Source organism: Singulisphaera photorubra, assembly GCF_045290345.1.
Classification (GTDB): domain Bacteria; phylum Planctomycetota; class Planctomycetia; order Isosphaerales; family Isosphaeraceae; genus Singulisphaera.
In genome coordinates, this window is sequence record NZ_CP155447.1 from 10,560,905 (window position 1) to 10,576,458 (window position 15,554).

A 15,554-nucleotide genomic window follows, 5' to 3' on the forward strand; every position below is an offset into this window, starting at 1 on the left:
CCAGCTAAAAAATGAGGTTGGCAATGGAAGGTATCGTGGTTCTTCTCGTGTCCCTGGTCGTGTTGGGCATCATCTTTCTGATGTTCGGCCCGCTGTTCACCGTGAACCAGCAAACAGCGGTCATCGTCCAGCGATTCGGCAAGTTTGCCCGCGTGGCGCATCCGGGCCTGAACTTTCGGATTCCCTTGATCGAGACCATCGCCGGGCGGCTCAACCTCCGCGTTCAGCAACTCGATGTGAAGGTTGAGACCAAGACCGAGGATAACGTCTTCGTCCACGTGATCGTCGCCGTTCAGTACCACGTCCTTCCCGAGAAGGTCTACGACGCTTACTATCGGCTGGCCAACGCCAACCAGCAAATCACCGCGTTCGTCTTCGACGTCACTCGCGCTCGCGTTCCTCGGATCAAGCTCGACGACCTGTTCGAGAAGAAGGACGAGATCGCCGATGCGGTCAAGAACGAACTCTCCCACGTCATGTACGACTTCGGCTACGGAATCGTCAAAGCACTCGTGACCGACATCGAACCCGACCACACGGTCAAAGAAGCGATGAATGCGATCAACGCCGCCCAGCGCATGCGAATCGCGGCGACCGAGAAGGGAGAAGCCGACCGGATCCTCAAAGTGAAGGCCGCCGAGGCCGAAGCCCAAAGCAAGGCGCTCCAGGGCAAGGGGATCGCCGACCAGCGACGAGCGATCGTGGACGGGCTCCGCGAGTCGGTCGACGAGTTCCAGCGGAGCGTTTCGGGGACCACCGCCCAGGATGTCATGAACCTCGTCCTCATGACCCAGTACTTCGACACGCTCAAGGAAATCGGCGCAACTTCGGTTTCCAACACCATCCTGATCCCGCATTCCCCGGGGACACTCACCGACCTGACCTCGCAGATGCGCACCGCGATGATCACGGCCGATGTCGTCGGTCGCGAACCGCAAGCTCAGAACGACCGGCCCCATGGGGCTAAACCCGCGCACTGAGCATGGCACAATCCTGACCGCCCCTCGCCTTGCGAGGGGTCGATCTTCCTCCGGATCCATCGGGCAATCGATCCCGCTCTTGACGTCGATAGAGTCGGTCCATCCTCATCTTTTTTTTGGAGATGGGAAGGCAGGGGATTATGCTGGGCACAGGCTTCATGACGTTCATTCTGACCACATACTTGGCGGCAGGCCTACTCGTGACGGCCATCGCCCGTCCCTTGATTCGCCGCCGTATCGCACCCAACACATTGTACGGCTTTCGCGTCCGCAAAACCTTGGAGCATCCTGAGGTCTGGTACGATGCCAACGAATACGCGGGCCGCTGTTTATTCTGGTTCGGCATCGGCACGGGCCTCTCGGCACTCGCCCTGTACTTCGTACCCGGCATCGATCCCGTGGTTTATGCCGTCGCTTGTCTGATGATCACATTGATTGGCCTGATCGTGGGTTTGGCCTTGAGTTTTCGACACCTCAATCGTTTATCACACTAATACGAATCACATACTTTTCAACGATCCGCAAAAGAGCGAAAGAACCGATGATTCTTGCGGTTTCCGCAACAGGTTATTCGCAGTCGCACGGGCCAAAAATCCAGCAAGATTCTCGCCCAGTCGCGGCTCGTTGATATTTTCATCATTCGCAAAATGAGCACGACCCACCATGGAATCGGCTTGAGCGAGCAGGGGACGGAGCGAGTCAGTTCCCTGCTTTATTGAAGCGAAAAGAGATCGCTGGTGGGCCCCGTCCATCCGACCGGAAACGAAAGAAGACGACGTGGGTGGGCCGTGCCCGCCCGACATAAACGCACTGGGGTGGGAGAATCGGCGGATGGCTTTGAACTTGCGATGGCGAGCAACGACGAGTCTCACCGTCGAGGCCGAAGGACTCGCACCCGAAACGTTGAGTTCGATGTCGGCCGCGGAGGTTCGTCGGCGCAAAGTGAGTCTCGGTAACTCCGAAGTCGAGCTCGGTGAGTTGTTCGAGATCGAAGGAAGCGCCGAGGACGGGCATCTCACGCTCGAAGGGGACCTCCGTCAGGTCGATCGGCTTGGCGAAGGGATGAGCACGGGGACGCTCACCATCCGGGGTGACGTGGGGGCCGAGCTCGGGGCCGAGATGACAGGGGGTCGGATCGACGTCGACGGACATGTCGGCGATTGGGCCGGTGCCGAGATGCGAGGCGGAGTCTTGCGAATCCGTGGGGGGGCTGGCCGATCACTCGGTTCCGCTTATCCTGGAAGCCGCCTGGGCATGAGAGATGGGATCATCCTGGTGGAGGGGACAATCGGCGACGACGCAGGGCTGGCGATGCGTCGCGGATTGATCGCTGTTACGGGATCGGCGGGCGAAGGACTGGGCCGGGGAATGATCGCGGGATCGATCTTCGCGTTCGGGCCGGTTGGCGGCTTTCCAGGGGCAGGGATGAAGCGAGGCACCCTGGCGTTCTTCGCAGGTGAGGACGTGAGTGAGCGGCGGCTCTTGCCGACGTTCGCCCCGAGCGGGAGGTCGCGGCCGCCGTTCCTGAGCGTCTATCTCCGCCAGTTGCGGACGTGGGGGTTCCCGGTACCGGACACCGCTTTCTCGGGTCCGCTCGAACGGTACAATGGGGATTTGGCCGAGCGTGGCCAGGGAGAAATCTGGGTCGAGCCGTCACGGGCTTTGGCTCGGCCGGGAGTCTGATGATGAATCTCAATGAACGATCGCTCAGGGTGGTTGAGAAGCTTCTCGCACGCGCCGAGGAGCGGAAGGTCGCCGCTCAAGCGATCGAGCGGGGGGGACGGTTCATCGACTGTGGAATCGATGTTCCCGGCGGCCTGCTGGCCGGTCTCGACCTGGCCCGAGTCTGTATGGCCAACCTGGCCGAGATCACGATCGTGCCGGGAGACGTGGCGGGGAGGGCTTGTCCCGTGGTGCAGGTGGTCACCGACCATCCTGTCCGCGCCTGCCTGGCGAGCCAGTACGCCGGTTGGGCGATCAGCGAGGAGAAGTTCTTCGCGATGGGCTCGGGCCCGATGCGCGCGGCGAAGGGGGACGAGCCGATCTTCGCGAAGATTTCTGGCCGCGAGTCGGCCCGGTCGGTGGTCGGCGTCCTCGAGGGCCGCAAGAAACCGACCCCCGCGGTGATCGCCAAGATCGCCGCCGCTTGCCAGGTCTCCCCGACCGGCGTGACGCTTCTCATCGCGCCCACGGCGAGTCTCGCCGGCGGGGTGCAGATCGTTGCACGCTCGGTCGAGACCGCCCTGCACAAGCTCGCCGAGCTTGGTTTCAACTTGCGCCGGATCGAGTCGGCCAGTGGATCAGCCCCGCTGCCGCCGGTCGCGGCCAACGACCTGGCCGCGATCGGCCGAACCAACGACGCGATCCTCTACGGCGCACGCGTGGTCCTGTACGTCAGAGGGGACGACGCCAGCATTGAAGCGATCGGGCCAAAGGTCCCTTCATCCTCCTCCCACGACCACGGCGAGCCGTTCGCGGCGATCTTCGCCAAGTACAACAACGACTTCTACGCGGTCGATCCTCACCTGTTCAGCCCGGCCGAGGTCGTCTTCCAGAACCTCGAGACCGGTCGGGTTCACGTCTTCGGCCAGGTCGCGACCGACGTCATGGCGTCTTCGTTCTTCTCGTGAGTACCTTCAGCCCTGCTTCGCCGAATCTGGTCGCGCTTGTGTCCGGCTTCGGCTGGCACGTTCAGGATCTCCGCCGGGCGGCCGAGGCGCTGAACTTCAGGCTGAACGCCGTTTCATTCCCCCGCGTCGTCGGTCACGTGGGCGAGGCGCGAGCGCGCGTGGCGGCGGGTGGAATTGAGCTCGACCAGGTCGACGGGGTGCTCGTGCGAATGATGCCCCCGGGGACCCTCGAACAAGTCGTCTTCCGGATGGATGCGCTCCACCGTCTTGAAGCCCTGGGAGTTCCCGTCCTCAACCCGCCTCGCGCTGTCGAGGTGGCGGTCGACAAGTACCTCGCGCTGGCCCGGCTCGACGCCGCCGGTCTTCCCGTCCCACCGACCTGGACGGGCGAATCGGCGGTCGAAGCACTCACGGCCTTCGAGCGACTCGGCGGCGACGTCGTGGTCAAGCCGCTCTTCGGGTCGGAAGGACGCGGCCTGGTCCGGGTCTCCGACCTCGAACTGGCCCGGCGGACCTTCCACACGCTGGAACGGCTCGGAGCCGTCATCTACGTTCAACGGGCGATTCGCCATCCCGGCTACGACCTTCGTGCGTTCGTCCTCGGTGGCCGAGTCCTGGGCGCGATCCGCCGCCACGCCGCCGGTTCCGACTGGCGGACCAACGTCTCGCTCGGCGGTCGCCCCGAGCTCTGCTCGCTCGAGCCGGAAGCCGAGCGGCTCGCCCTCAGCGCGGCCAAGGCCGTCGGCACCGAGATGGCCGGGATCGACTTGCTGCCCGATCTCGATCGCGGCCGCCTGCTCGTCCTCGAGGTCAACGCCGTGCCCGGCTGGCGCGCGCTGGCCGGGGCAACGGGCGTCGACGTCGCCTCGGAAATCCTCCTCCATTTGAGAGACGCCCGCCGATGAGCTCCAGCCCCTCGAACGCCTCGCTGCTCAGCCCGGGACAACTCGCGCAGATCGCCTGCCTGCTGGAAGTCTCCGCGCGGAAGCCGGGGAACGTCTACCCAGGGCGAGGATTCGCCGACGCCAATTTCGTGGATTTCCTCCTCAGCGCCTCCGTGATCGCCGCTCCCCTCGATCGGACCCGACAGATCGGCGTCGGTGCCGCGGTGCTCGAAGCCGTGGAGGCAACCTGCCGGGTCGTGGCGACCAACACCAACCTCGGGATGATTCTCCTCTTCGCCCCCCTGGCCGCTGTTCCCGAGGATCAGTCGCTCCGGGATGGGTTGCCCAACGTCCTCGAGTCGACCACGATCCACGACACCCGGCTCGTCTATCGAGCGATCCGCCGCGCCCGGCCCGGCGGGCTCGGCTCGGCCCCGGACCAGGACGTGGCCGATGAGCCAAGCGTCCCCCTGGTCGAGGCCATGCGGCTGGCGGCCGACCGCGATCTGGTGGCCGCCCAGTATGCAAATCAGTTCGCGGACATGTTCGACCTTGCCCTACCGGCGTTGCGGTCGGCCCTGGCCGAAGCGCGTCCGCTCGAGACGTCCATCGTCGCGGCCTATCTGACGGTTCTAGCGAACCGGCCCGACAGCCTGATCGCCCGCAAGCGAGGAAGCGTCGAAGCCCGCCAGGCCGCTGAGCGCGCGGCCGAAGTCCTCGACGCCGGATGGCCCGACTCAAAGTCCAGCCGGTCGCTCTGTGAGGCATTCGACGGCTGGCTCCGCGAGGAGGGGCACTCGCGGAACCCTGGGGCGACCGCCGACCTGATAGCGGCCGCCTTGTTCGCCACTCTTCGAGATGGGACAATCAAGCTACCGAGGCCCGTCGGGGCCGCGGCATGGTCGGTTGATTGAGTCCTTTGAACGCAGCAAAAAAAGAAAAAAAAGGGAGTTCCACGGTCGTGTCCGATTCCCGCTACAAGGTCCGCGTCAGCAAAGATTACCTGGTCTTCTGCTCGGGGCACTTCATCACCTACCTCGGCAACCAGTGCGAGCGGATCCACGGCCATAACTACCGCGTGGCCGTCGAAGTGGAAGACGACCTCGATCAGAACCACTACGTCTTCGACTTCATCGCCCTCAAAGACTTGACCCGCGCCATCACCGACGAGCTCGACCACCGCATGCTCTTGCCCACGGAGAGCACCCAGATTCTCCTCGAAGAGGAGGGCCCCAACTGGCGAGTCCGCTACCAGGAGCGGTACTGGAGCTTCCCTCGTAACGAGTGCGCCCTCTTGCCCATCGCCAACACCACGGCCGAGCTCCTGGCCAACTACATCGCCGGCCGCCTCCGCGAAGCCTTGACCACACGCGGACTCGCGTTGCCTCGCGTCATGCGAGTCGAGGTCGAAGAGAGCTTCGGCCAATCGGCCGAGGTCGAGTGGCAAAGGTAAATAAAGCCCCGCCTAGTTAATCATAAACTCACAAACGACTTCTGATCAACCAGAGGCTATGACCAGATTCTCCCGTAGGGGGGGGGGGGCACGGCCCACCATCCCTATCTCCTTGCCGAAGCAGAGGTTAAGATGGTGGGCCGTGCCCACCCTACGGAACCATTGATCCAACGATGACGCCACGGCCGGTCGCGAGGAAGTAGGGGAACGCGGGTTCGGCGAAGCTTTCCACGAGGGAGACCGTCCCGCTTCACGCGGTCGCTCCGGCCAAGGCATGAGAAAGTCACCGTCGCGGTGACTTCTCGCCTCGCTCGACTGCCTTCAGAATGCGATCGAGCTTCGTCTCGAAGGAATTCAGGCGATTTTCCAGGTGAGAGAGCGCAATCGCCGTCCTCGAATCAATGACCAACAAACCGTCCTTAACGGTGAACGAAAGACCGAGAGGTCGGAGTGCCCTCTCGAGCACGGAACGAATCTTGACCCCTTCGACATCGACGGTCACCGGCGAAGTCGCGGTTTGGCCCATGTCCGCAAGGCCGGTCGGTTCGACATAGATCGGGAGTCCGTTATCATTCGTCCCGGTTGATGCCGCCTTGAGGTATTTCAAGAGGTCTTCAAGCGGACTCCCATCAAACTTCGCGCTAATTGACAGATCAAGCATCTGATGAATGGCCATGTCTCGGCCCAAGTCCGGAGCGGGAGCGACCTGATCGGCGTCGTTGCGGGCCGGTTTGGGTGAGGATTCCACCAAAGGTCGATCACCGGCCGGCTGGGCACTCGTTCCTTGCTGTGCGAGCACCGCTACACTCACTCCAACCCTCCGATCGCCATGGCAACGACCGACGCAGAGACGAGCTTGGTCATGATCATGGTTCGCAAGACTCCAGAGGTCCAGGAGGCAACCTTTGCCGACACGAGGGGGGACAACGACTCGGACGCGAATCGACTCGCGTCCCGAGCCAACTTCCAGGCCAACGCCTTGGAAAATTCCAGCGAGCATACATCCTTGGTTTGAGCCGCGACAAGCAGCCCGGCCGAGGTCTCCAAGCCCCGACGCCTCAACCGGCTCCGAAGCCGTTCCCGGCCGCGAGCCAGGCGAGTCTGCACCGTCCGAAGCGGGCAGTCGACCCGCTTCGCCACCTGCTCATAGCTCATATGCTCAAAATAGTGAAGGACGATCGGCAGGCGGTACTTGTCCGGTAGCCGTTCGACCTCCTCGTAGAGTTCGGACCACGATTCGAGGGGGCCGTCCACCGGCTTGAGTGCCTCGAGCATTTTCGCGGCGTGCCGTTCTTTGGCGATGCGGCGTGCCTCGTCCCGCTTGGCCCGGGCCGTGACCCGGCAGGCCACTCCGAACAGCCAGCTCGCCACGGATTTCTGGTTCCGGATCGAGTGCGCCCGCTTGACCAGGACGAGGAAGGTCGTTTGAAAGGCATCCTGAGCGTCATGCGGATCGCCCAGCCGGCGTCGGCAGATCCCCAAGACCATCGGGCCATGTCGCTCCACGAGGGCAGCGAACGCCGCCTCGGCCCCACTGTCCCGGCTGGAGAGGAATCGGTCCAGCAGCTGGTTGTCGTCGACGTCTCCAACCGTCCCGAACTGGAACAAGGTCGTGAGCTCGCCCAGCGCGACGTCTGATGTTCCCACCGTAGTCTCCTCGCTCCGAGCCGATTCGACTTCCAGAGTGTAGTGACCGCTCGGGTAGGGCACTGCTTCAACTTTATGTGCAAATTCGAGTGAGCCTCACGCCCCCTCGTGGCGACTCTGGGGCACCGCGGTCCCAGGAGGAGTCAATCCGGGGGGCAGCTTCGAGAAAATATGTGCGTCAGTTCCTCATTCCCAATGCGCCCATCGTGCAATGCCGACCCCACCAGTACCGCCGAGGCGCCGGCATCGGCCAAGGTGCGAAGCTCGCCAACACTCGAGATCCCGCCCCCGACCGTAATCTCCACGTCGGGCCTGGCCAGGGCGAGTCGTCGAAGGAGTTGCTCGGTCCCGATTCCTTGGCCAAGGCCGACTCGAGCCAGGTCCAGAAGCAAGAGCCTTTGCACTCCCAGGCCCAGCGCCTTTTCCGCAATCGCCTCCGGCTCCTTCAAATTCCAATTCGCCTGGTCCGCGATGAGCGGCGACCCATCGTGAAGATCGAGGCTGAGGACGATCCGTTGCGGATCGACCGTCTCGACGATCGCTCGGAGTGCCTCCGGTCCGCGCACCGTCTCCAACCCCACGAGGATGGTGGGGATTCCGGCATCGAGCAGGGGGGCGAGGGAGGATACGTCACGAACGCCCGCATCGACCCAGGCGGAGAGGCCGAGTTCCGCCAGGCCACGATAAATGGGTAAATTTAGTCCGGTTCCGGCGATCGCGTCGAGATCGGCGAGGTACACTTCGCTGAACCCGAGTTGAACCTGCAAGGCACGGGCCAGGGCAACGGGGTCGGAGTTTGAGTGCAACACACTCACAAGCGGCCGATAATGAGCACGATCGCCAGCAACGGCGTGGACGGCACGGCCTTCCTTGACGTCGAGGACGGGAATCACCCGCAAGGGCATGGGCGTGACGGCTCCTTTGAAGTACATAACGGTCTTGGTTCACGAGTGGGTGACCGGCGGCGGGATGGCCAGGACAAGCTTGCCGGCGTCCTGGGCTACCGAGGGAAGCGCGATGCGCAGGGCCATCGCGGCCGACTTCGCCAGCATACCCGGTGTTCGCGTGCGCATGACTCTCGATGCCCGGCTCCCCGACGAGCCCGGCCCCTGGACGACCCTCCGCATCGGGAGCGAGCAAGAAAGCGATGAATGGGCCCGGCATTCAGCCCAGGCCGACTGGACGGTGCTCATTGCCCCCGAAACCGCGGGGACCCTGGCCGATTGTAGCCGGACCCTGACGCTCCGAGGAGGCCGCTCGCTCGGGTCGACACCCGAGGCCATCGATCTCACTGGCGACAAGCTCAGGTTGGCCGTCTTTCTCGGCGAACGCGGGTTCAGGACGCCCGCATCTCGTCGAGTCGTTCCCTCGCTTCCGCTTCCCGAAGACGTCCCTTATCCCGCGGTCCTCAAGCCGATCGATGGTGCCGGCTCGGTCGATACCTTTTGGATTCCGGGCCCCTCGCTGGTCCCCGACGATGCGAAGGCGCTTCCCGAGGCGCTGCTCCAACCGTTCCTCCCGGGAATCCCCTCCAGCGCGACCTTTCTCATCGGCTCCGACAACAAAGCGCGGCTGATCGGGATCGGCCGACAGCGGATCGAGATCCAGGAAGGAAGATTTGTCTATCGAGGGGGAGTTTTGCCCGATCTCGAGACCTCTCCCGCGCCGGTCCTGGCACAGGCGGTCGAGTCGATCCCGGGGCTCCGTGGCCTGATTGGAGTCGATTTCCTCCGCGACCTGGAGCAAGGAACAGTCACGATCCTCGAAATCAATCCCCGGCCAACCACCTCATACGTGGGCTTGGCGCAGCTTTTGCCCCCGGGTCTCCTCGCACAGACCTGGATCGACACGGTAAAGGAAGCTCACGTGCAGGCGGACTGGCCACTGGATGAAATCGTCCGGGCGCAAAATCCCGTGACCTTTGACACGGATGGCACTATTGATCGTATGGGTAAGAGGGAGGCCAGCCGTGGGTAAATCGAACGGATCGTGGATCGCATTGGATATTGGTGGGGCGAACATCAAGGCTGCGCATGAGTCAGGGCAGGCGCGAACCCTACCGTTCGAACTCTGGAAGCGTCCTGATGAGCTCGACGATATTCTTGCAAGACTGGCCGCCACTTTTCCGCCCAGCGGCCGGGTCGCGCTCACGATGACAGCCGAGCTTTGCGACTGTTATCCCACCAAGGCGGTCGGCGTCAATGCCGTGCTTGACGCAACCCTTGAGGCGTTCCGCGAGCGGCCGGTTCATGTCTGGGGAACGGACGGGACCTTTCACGACGTCGAGGGCATTCGTCAACAACCGCTCCTGGCCGCGGCGGCCAACTGGCTGGCACTAGCCAACGTCGCGGCTCGACTCATCCCGGATCGCCCTGGGATCTTGATCGACATCGGAACGACGACCACCGACCTGATCCCGTTGCAGAACGGTCGGGCCGCCGCTCGAGGACTGAGCGACACGGAGCGGTTGCAGACTGGCGAACTGGTGTATGCCGGGGTGCGCCGCACGCCTCTCTGCGCTCTGGCAACCGAGATTCCGTTTCGAGGCGTACCCACCGGCCTCGCGGCAGAGTTCTTTGCCTCGACGCTCGACGTCTACCTGACCTTGCGCGAGGTCGCCCCCGACCCCAAGGATCACTCGACCGCGGATGGGCGGCCGTCCACGGCCGATGCCGCCCGGGATCGATTGGCGAGGATGATTGGGGCCGACCGCGACAGCTTCTCGTACGAGGACGCCGAAGCCTTCGCCTGGGCCGCCGACGAATGCCTGTTGAGCCGGCTCGCGGCCGCCGTCGAACGGGCCTGCCTCGCGACAGTCGGCCGCCCCGAGGCCGCGGTCGTCTCGGGTTCAGGAGGGTTTGTGGCCCAAAGGCTGGCTCGTCGCGTCATCAAACCCGGCGGCCCGATTGTCAGCCTCGACCAGGCCTGGGGACCGATCGCATCGAGCTCCGGCTGCGCCTATGCCCTCCTGGTGCTTGCCCAGGAACAACTCGGCAATGGCGTGATGAACCAGGCGGGCGTGGCGTGAGCCGGCCCGTCGTCATCAAGGTCGGCGGCAGCCTGCTCGACTGGCCCGAGCTGGCAACGACGCTCGAACGATATCTGCGGACCCGACATGCCGAACGGCTCGTGATCGTCGTCGGCGGCGGGGCCGTCACCGACGTCGTTCGCACCCTCGACCACACTCACACGCTCGGCCAGGAGCGTTCGCACGCCCTCGCGCTTCGCTCGCTCGACCTGACCGCGCATCTGCTCGCCGCGATCGTACCGAACCTGGCCGTGACTGACCGGATCGAGGCGTTCGAGACCGTCTGGGCCGCGTCGAGGGTCCCGATCCTCGCCCCGCGACGCTTTCTCGACGAGGTCGATGCCCTGTCGTCCGACCCGATTCCACACACCTGGGAGGCGACCTCCGACTCAATCGCGGCCCGGCTCGCGGACGCCCTCAACAGCCCGGAGCTGGTCCTCTTGAAAAGCGCGAGCCTTCCTCCTAAGGTTGACCGCCCGCTGGCGGCGCAACTTGGCCTCGTCGACCCCCTCTTCCCCAACTCGGCGCGTGGGCTCGTCCGGGTCACTTATCTCAACCTCCGCGACTCGCTTCCGATCCCGATCCCGCTGCCGCTTTGATCGACGTCGACTCATCACCTTGACGAACGGGACCTCCTCGTAAGAGAATCCAGAGCGCGGCCGGGCGAGGATGAGATAGTGCGGCCCTCGATCAGTCGCGTCCTCCCTTTCCCTTGATCCTCCTCTCACAAGCTTGGTGCTGACGAATGGCTCGTCCCGAACTCGTTCCCCTCGACCGTACCGAAGTCAAGCCGAGAGCAATCTCGCCCCGCCTTCGCACCCAGCTCGTCTATTTCATGAGCGCACACGGCGAGCCTGGAGTGCCGCCGCTCGGCGAAAACGAATACTGGTTCGCCGCCGGAGAAGTCGAGAAATGGCTCGACGAAGGGGTCTTCTATCTGGTCTCTCCCCTCGACACGGCCAACATGACCGAGGTGGAGATCACCGAAGAACAAGAGTCACTGCTCGGCTGGCTCAATTCCGAGAACATCCAGCACGTCCGACTCGACGAATAAACGGACGGACCTTGCTTGCGGGAGTCTCTCCTGATGTTTCCAGGGCAAATCCAGCGAGTCGTCGACCAGGTCGATCGGCTCCGCGAGTCGGTCGATGATCATTGGCAGATTCCTCGCGACGAGGCGGCCCTGTTGACACAGCTCGTCCGGCTCGGACGCTGCGTCTCGATCTGCGAGATCGGCGCCAGCTACGGGTTCTCGACGCTGCATCTGGCCGCGGCCGCGCTCGAAAACGGGGGCCACGTCCACTCCCTCGAACAGGATCCGAAAAAGGTCGCCGCCACCACCAGGCACCTCAAGGAGGCCGGCCTGGACGGCGTGGCGACCGTTCACCCGGGCGACGCCCGCGACACGCTCGAGGGGATGAAGCCGGGATTGGCGTTCGACTTCGTGTTCATTGATGCCCAGAAGAGCCAGTCGTTCGAGTACCTCGACGCCATCTGGCCACTCCTGGCACCGACCGCCACGATCGTGACCGATAACACGACCACGCACGCCGAGGAACTGGCCTCCTTCGTGGCTCATCTTCGGTCGCGACCGGGAGTCGTGAGTTGCCACGTCCCGGTCGGAAACGGCTTCGAACTGACGATCCGACGCGCGGAGTTGCCAGGATGAAAACCAGCGCACTCGTTCTCGCCTTGGTATCGGCTCTCGCGACACCGCTCGTTCTGGCCGAGCCGCCCAGGACGTTACCGGTCTCGGCGCACAACTGCTATCCGGCCAACAGTGTCAGTACCAATCGTGTGGTTGAAGCCCTCGCGCTCGGCATCGACAACATCGAGATCGACCTGGGCTGGGACGCAGCCCACAAGAAACTGATCGTTGGGCATGATGCGACCCCTCGCCCTGGGCAGACCTACCCTGATCTCGAAGCCTACCTCGTTCCGGCCTTCGAAGCCCACTGGCGCCAACCTCGCGCGGACAAGGCTCCGACCGTATTGGCGATCGACTGGAAGACCGACAACCTCGACGCAATCCTTCAATTCCAGGCGTTTCTGGAGGCTCACCCCGATTGGTTCTCGACCGCGCCCAAGGCGGCCGAGAGTCCCCTGACCGTCCGGCGTTTGACCGTCTGCTTCACCGGGAGCGAACGAGCCAAAGCGCAATTTGACGCGCTGATCCCAGCGGGGGGGACCTACCGTGCCTTCAGCGACAAGGTTTTCGGCGGCGGCCAATTCAAGAAAAAGGTCGAAGACTACGCACCTTCCCCCGCCACGGCCTACCACCGCTTCCTGACCTTTCATTGGGGAAACGTCGAAGCCGGCGGCCCCCCCCTGGCCAGTGCCTGGACCGACGAGGACATCGCTCGCCTCAGCGCTCTGATGCGGCACGTCCACCGCCAGGGCTTCCGTGCCCGGTTCTACTGCCTCAACGGCCATATCGGCCCCGCTCTCAGCTCCTACCGTTTCCAGGACGACGACTCAGCCCGGATCCGCTGGCAGGCCGCCGCCAACGCCGGCGTCGATTGGATCGCGACCGATGAATACTCCGCGATCGCCCAGGCACTCAGCGGCCGTTGACATTCCTGGCTTCCGCCCGCCCCTGAAAGACGCGCGGGGAGCGTAAACTCCCTGGCTTCTGTCCCACTCCCACGCGCAGCGCCAAAGCCAAGCAACCCACGCAATGCTCGCCTGATCTTCTCCCCGCCGAACTGCCTGCCTTATTTTTCGGCTAACCAAAATAATTATTTTGCCAACAAAAGACGAAGGTGGTACTCTGCCGATTGAAGTCTTGGATCAACGGTTGTTCTAAAGGTAACTGGAGAATGACATGAGTTCCGAGTTCTCCTTTCAAATGGCGATTGGTGGGCTGATTGCAATCTTCCTACCGGTGGGAGCGTACCACCGATGGAGGGCCGCGACGGGCGAGCCGCTCCGCCGCCGAGACGAAGGCCTTTTCATTCTGATTGCGCTACGGCTCTCGGGAATCTTGGGGATGCTGACGATCCTGGCCTATCTGATCGACCCCCGCTTCTTGCATTGGTCGCAAGTCGATCTGCCGATCTGGCTCCGATGGGTGGGACTTCCGGTCGGCCTGATGGCAGGGGCCTGGCTCTTTTGGGTGTTACACACGCTCGGCCCGAACTTGACCGACACGGTAACGGTCCGAGCGCACGCGACGCTCGTCACGAACGGTCCGTACCGCTGGGTGCGCCACCCGTTTTACCTTGCCGGATTCTTGATCATACTGTCGTTCAGCCTGCTCACCGCCAACGTCCTGCTCGCGGTCGTCGGCGGCGTGGCGCTCACGCTCCTGATCGTCCGCTCGCGAACGGAGGAGGCGCAGCTCGAGGCTCGGTTCGGTTCAGCCTACCGGGACTACCGGAGCCGGACTGGGTTCATGTTCCCCAGGCGGCATGCCTCGTCCTGAACCCTCGGGCGCTCGCTCAGGCGAGAATCGCCTTGACCACCTCGCCGTGGACGTCGGTAAGCCTCATGTCGCGGCCACCGAAGCGGGAGGTCAGTCGTGTGTGGTCCATGCCCAGCAGGTGGAGCATCGTGGCGTGCAAATCATGGATCTCCACCTTGTTCTCGACAGCGTGATAGCCGTAGTCATCGGTCGCGCCGTGGATGGTTCCCCCCTTGATGCCGCCGCCGGCAAGCCAGACCGTGAAGCCGTACGGGTTGTGGTCGCGGCCGTCGGAGCCCTGGGCCATCGGAGTGCGGCCGAACTCGCCGGCCCAGACGACCAGGGTCGTATCAAGGAGCCCACGGGCTTTGAGGTCTTTCAACAGCCCGGCAATCGGCTTGTCGACCGCTCGGGCGTTGTTCTCGTGCCCGACTTTAAGGTTGGAGTGCTGGTCCCAGCGGTCAGCGCCGACATTAGGGCAGAGCAGCTCGATGAACCGAACGCCGCGCTCGACCAGGCGACGGGCGAGCAAGCACTGCCGGCCGTAGATCTGGGTAGGAACATAGGTTTCGTCGAGGCCGTAGAGCGCCTGGGTCGCCTTCGACTCATTCTCGAGGTTCAAGAGATCCGGGACCGCGGCCTGCATCCGGAAGGCCAGCTCATAGTTGGCGATCGACGACTCGAGACTGTCGTGATGGCCCATCCGGTCGAGCACCCCCAGGTCGAGCGACCGCAGCAGCCCGAGCTTCCTGCGCTGGGATTCGGCCGACGATGCAGAGGACGCCTGGATGTTGGCGACGGCCTCCTGACCTGCTTTGAAGACCGACCCTTGGTAAGTTGCGGGGAGAAAGCCGTTGTTGAAGCAATCGGCCCCCCCCGGTGGGATCAGGCCGCCGTTCAAGACCACGAAGCCGGGCAAGTCCTGGCACTCGCTTCCAAGCCCGTAGGTCACCCAGGCCCCATGGCTGGGCCGCCCTTGCAGCCCGCTCCCGGTGTGCATGAAATAGTTGGCGCTGGTGTGCTCCGAGAAATTCGAGACCATCGAGCGAACGATCGCCATGTCGTCAACGCACTCGGACACGTTCCGGAACAGGTCGCTGACCGGGATGCCGCTCTCACCGGAGTTGCGGAAGGCCCAGGGACACTTGAGGACGTTGCCGACGTTATTGAACTGAGTCGGATGCGTCTTGACCTTGATCGGCTGACCGTGCTCCCGGTCGAGCCGCGGCTTCGGGTCGAACGTATCCACCTGCGATGGCCCGCCGTCCATGAACAGGAAGATCACGCTCGTTGCCTTGGGCGCAAAGTGAGTACGACGAGAAGAGGCCGCCGCGGAATCAGGCCGATCGGCCGAGCCGCCAAACGCAGGATCGTCGAGCAAGGCCGTGAGTGCCAGTGCTCCGAACCCGTTGGCGCATCGAGTCAGCATCTCGCGGCGTGAAAAGGGCGCGGTCTGGAAACGATTGCAGTGCATGGCGGCCCTCGCGGACATCCCGTAACGGTGGGGACAACCCACCATCGTCACTTTT

The 15,554-nt window shown here is 63.7% G+C and carries 19 protein-coding genes; 14 read left to right on the forward strand and 5 right to left on the reverse strand.

Annotated elements, in window-relative coordinates:
• Positions 1-23 precede the first annotated feature (23 nt).
• The 7 genes from V5E97_RS39425 (at position 24) to V5E97_RS39455 (ending at position 5,947) form a co-directional block, all read left to right on the forward strand.
• Positions 24-980, forward strand: a complete 957-nt coding sequence (locus V5E97_RS39425) for an SPFH domain-containing protein (protein WP_406697027.1) — start codon at positions 24-26, stop codon at positions 978-980.
• A gap of 140 nt (positions 981-1,120) precedes the next feature.
• Positions 1,121-1,474 carry an SdpI family protein gene (locus tag V5E97_RS39430; RefSeq protein WP_406697028.1) on the forward strand — a complete coding sequence of 118 codons (354 nt, stop codon included), beginning with the start codon at positions 1,121-1,123 and terminating at the stop codon, positions 1,472-1,474.
• Between the two features lie 337 nt (positions 1,475-1,811).
• Positions 1,812-2,663: a formylmethanofuran dehydrogenase subunit C gene (locus tag V5E97_RS39435; protein WP_406697029.1), complete on the forward strand. Its 852-nt coding sequence runs from the start codon at positions 1,812-1,814 to the stop codon at positions 2,661-2,663.
• A gap of 2 nt (positions 2,664-2,665) precedes the next feature.
• Positions 2,666-3,610, forward strand: coding sequence for a methenyltetrahydromethanopterin cyclohydrolase (gene mch, locus V5E97_RS39440; RefSeq protein WP_406701291.1), 945 nt, complete (start codon positions 2,666-2,668; stop codon positions 3,608-3,610).
• On the forward strand, positions 3,607-4,515 hold the full coding sequence (locus V5E97_RS39445) for an ATP-grasp domain-containing protein (protein ID WP_406697030.1): 909 nt from the start codon (positions 3,607-3,609) through the stop codon (positions 4,513-4,515). The genes mch and V5E97_RS39445 overlap by 4 nt, the downstream gene beginning before the upstream one ends.
• Positions 4,512-5,408, forward strand: a complete 897-nt coding sequence (locus V5E97_RS39450; protein WP_406697031.1) for a triphosphoribosyl-dephospho-CoA synthase — start codon at positions 4,512-4,514, stop codon at positions 5,406-5,408. Before V5E97_RS39445 ends, V5E97_RS39450 begins: the two co-directional genes overlap by 4 nt.
• Before the next feature lie 47 nt (positions 5,409-5,455).
• Positions 5,456-5,947, forward strand: a complete 492-nt coding sequence (locus V5E97_RS39455) for a 6-pyruvoyl trahydropterin synthase family protein (RefSeq protein ID WP_406697032.1) — start codon at positions 5,456-5,458, stop codon at positions 5,945-5,947.
• 283 nt (positions 5,948-6,230) lie between these two features.
• On the opposite strand, the gene V5E97_RS39460 is transcribed toward V5E97_RS39455, so the two are convergent.
• From V5E97_RS39460 to V5E97_RS39475, 4 genes are all read right to left on the reverse strand, one after another.
• The gene (locus V5E97_RS39460) at positions 6,231-6,758 is read right to left on the reverse strand and encodes a hypothetical protein (RefSeq protein ID WP_406697033.1); all 528 of its coding nucleotides are present in this window, start codon (positions 6,756-6,758) and stop codon (positions 6,231-6,233) included.
• Positions 6,755-7,594 (reverse strand): RNA polymerase sigma factor, encoded by an 840-nt coding sequence (locus tag V5E97_RS39465; protein WP_406697035.1) that lies wholly within the window; start codon positions 7,592-7,594, stop codon positions 6,755-6,757. The genes V5E97_RS39460 and V5E97_RS39465 overlap by 4 nt, the downstream gene beginning before the upstream one ends.
• 143 nt (positions 7,595-7,737) lie before the next feature.
• Positions 7,738-8,499, reverse strand: a complete 762-nt coding sequence (locus V5E97_RS39470; protein WP_406697036.1) for a HisA/HisF-related TIM barrel protein — start codon at positions 8,497-8,499, stop codon at positions 7,738-7,740.
• A 39-nt stretch (positions 8,500-8,538) separates the two neighbouring features.
• Complete coding sequence (locus V5E97_RS39475; RefSeq protein WP_406697037.1) at positions 8,539-8,667, reverse strand: hypothetical protein; 129 nt, start codon at positions 8,665-8,667, stop codon at positions 8,539-8,541.
• On the opposite strand from V5E97_RS39475, the gene V5E97_RS39480 reads away from it, so the two are divergent.
• From V5E97_RS39480 to V5E97_RS39510, 7 genes are all read left to right on the forward strand, one after another.
• Positions 8,666-9,571, forward strand: a complete 906-nt coding sequence (locus tag V5E97_RS39480) for an ATP-grasp domain-containing protein (protein ID WP_406697038.1) — start codon at positions 8,666-8,668, stop codon at positions 9,569-9,571. The genes V5E97_RS39475 and V5E97_RS39480 overlap by 2 nt on opposite strands.
• Positions 9,564-10,622 carry a hydantoinase/oxoprolinase family protein gene (locus V5E97_RS39485; RefSeq protein WP_406697039.1) on the forward strand — a complete coding sequence of 353 codons (1,059 nt, stop codon included), beginning with the start codon at positions 9,564-9,566 and terminating at the stop codon, positions 10,620-10,622. The genes V5E97_RS39480 and V5E97_RS39485 overlap by 8 nt, the downstream gene beginning before the upstream one ends.
• A complete protein-coding gene (locus tag V5E97_RS39490) occupies positions 10,619-11,221 on the forward strand; it encodes an amino acid kinase family protein (RefSeq protein WP_406697040.1) in 603 nt (200 codons plus the stop codon). Before V5E97_RS39485 ends, V5E97_RS39490 begins: the two co-directional genes overlap by 4 nt.
• Before the next feature lie 146 nt (positions 11,222-11,367).
• Positions 11,368-11,676, forward strand: coding sequence for a hypothetical protein (locus V5E97_RS39495; protein ID WP_406697041.1), 309 nt, complete (start codon positions 11,368-11,370; stop codon positions 11,674-11,676).
• Positions 11,677-11,709: 33 nt separating this feature from the next.
• Entirely contained in the window at positions 11,710-12,291 is a 582-nt protein-coding gene (locus V5E97_RS39500) for an O-methyltransferase (RefSeq protein ID WP_406697042.1), read from the forward strand.
• Positions 12,288-13,196, forward strand: coding sequence for a PI-PLC domain-containing protein (locus V5E97_RS39505; protein ID WP_406697043.1), 909 nt, complete (start codon positions 12,288-12,290; stop codon positions 13,194-13,196). Before V5E97_RS39500 ends, V5E97_RS39505 begins: the two co-directional genes overlap by 4 nt.
• A 250-nt stretch (positions 13,197-13,446) precedes the next feature.
• A complete protein-coding gene (locus tag V5E97_RS39510; RefSeq protein ID WP_406697044.1) occupies positions 13,447-14,046 on the forward strand; it encodes a methyltransferase family protein in 600 nt (199 codons plus the stop codon).
• 16 nt (positions 14,047-14,062) lie between these two features.
• Here the strand turns inward: V5E97_RS39510 and V5E97_RS39515 are convergent, their stop codons facing one another.
• On the reverse strand, positions 14,063-15,499 hold the full coding sequence (locus V5E97_RS39515) for a DUF1501 domain-containing protein (RefSeq protein WP_406697045.1): 1,437 nt from the start codon (positions 15,497-15,499) through the stop codon (positions 14,063-14,065).
• Positions 15,500-15,554 lie beyond the last annotated feature (55 nt).

Coding starts and splice junctions, on each gene's coding strand:
- V5E97_RS39425 (WP_406697027.1), top strand. CDS start 24: ATGGAAGGTATCGTGGTTCTTCTCGTGTCCCTGGTCGTGTTGGGCATC.
- V5E97_RS39500 (WP_406697042.1), top strand. CDS start 11,710: ATGTTTCCAGGGCAAATCCAGCGAGTCGTCGACCAGGTCGATCGGCTC.
- V5E97_RS39470 (WP_406697036.1), bottom strand. CDS start 8,499: ATGCCCTTGCGGGTGATTCCCGTCCTCGACGTCAAGGAAGGCCGTGCC.
- V5E97_RS39505 (WP_406697043.1), top strand. CDS start 12,288: ATGAAAACCAGCGCACTCGTTCTCGCCTTGGTATCGGCTCTCGCGACA.
- V5E97_RS39435 (WP_406697029.1), top strand. CDS start 1,812: ATGGCTTTGAACTTGCGATGGCGAGCAACGACGAGTCTCACCGTCGAG.
- V5E97_RS39515 (WP_406697045.1), bottom strand. CDS start 15,499: ATGCACTGCAATCGTTTCCAGACCGCGCCCTTTTCACGCCGCGAGATG.
- V5E97_RS39495 (WP_406697041.1), top strand. CDS start 11,368: ATGGCTCGTCCCGAACTCGTTCCCCTCGACCGTACCGAAGTCAAGCCG.
- V5E97_RS39475 (WP_406697037.1), bottom strand. CDS start 8,667: ATGCGCACGCGAACACCGGGTATGCTGGCGAAGTCGGCCGCGATGGCC.
- V5E97_RS39510 (WP_406697044.1), top strand. CDS start 13,447: ATGAGTTCCGAGTTCTCCTTTCAAATGGCGATTGGTGGGCTGATTGCA.
- V5E97_RS39450 (WP_406697031.1), top strand. CDS start 4,512: ATGAGCTCCAGCCCCTCGAACGCCTCGCTGCTCAGCCCGGGACAACTC.
- V5E97_RS39430 (WP_406697028.1), top strand. CDS start 1,121: ATGCTGGGCACAGGCTTCATGACGTTCATTCTGACCACATACTTGGCG.
- V5E97_RS39480 (WP_406697038.1), top strand. CDS start 8,666: ATGACTCTCGATGCCCGGCTCCCCGACGAGCCCGGCCCCTGGACGACC.
- mch (WP_406701291.1), top strand. CDS start 2,666: ATGAATCTCAATGAACGATCGCTCAGGGTGGTTGAGAAGCTTCTCGCA.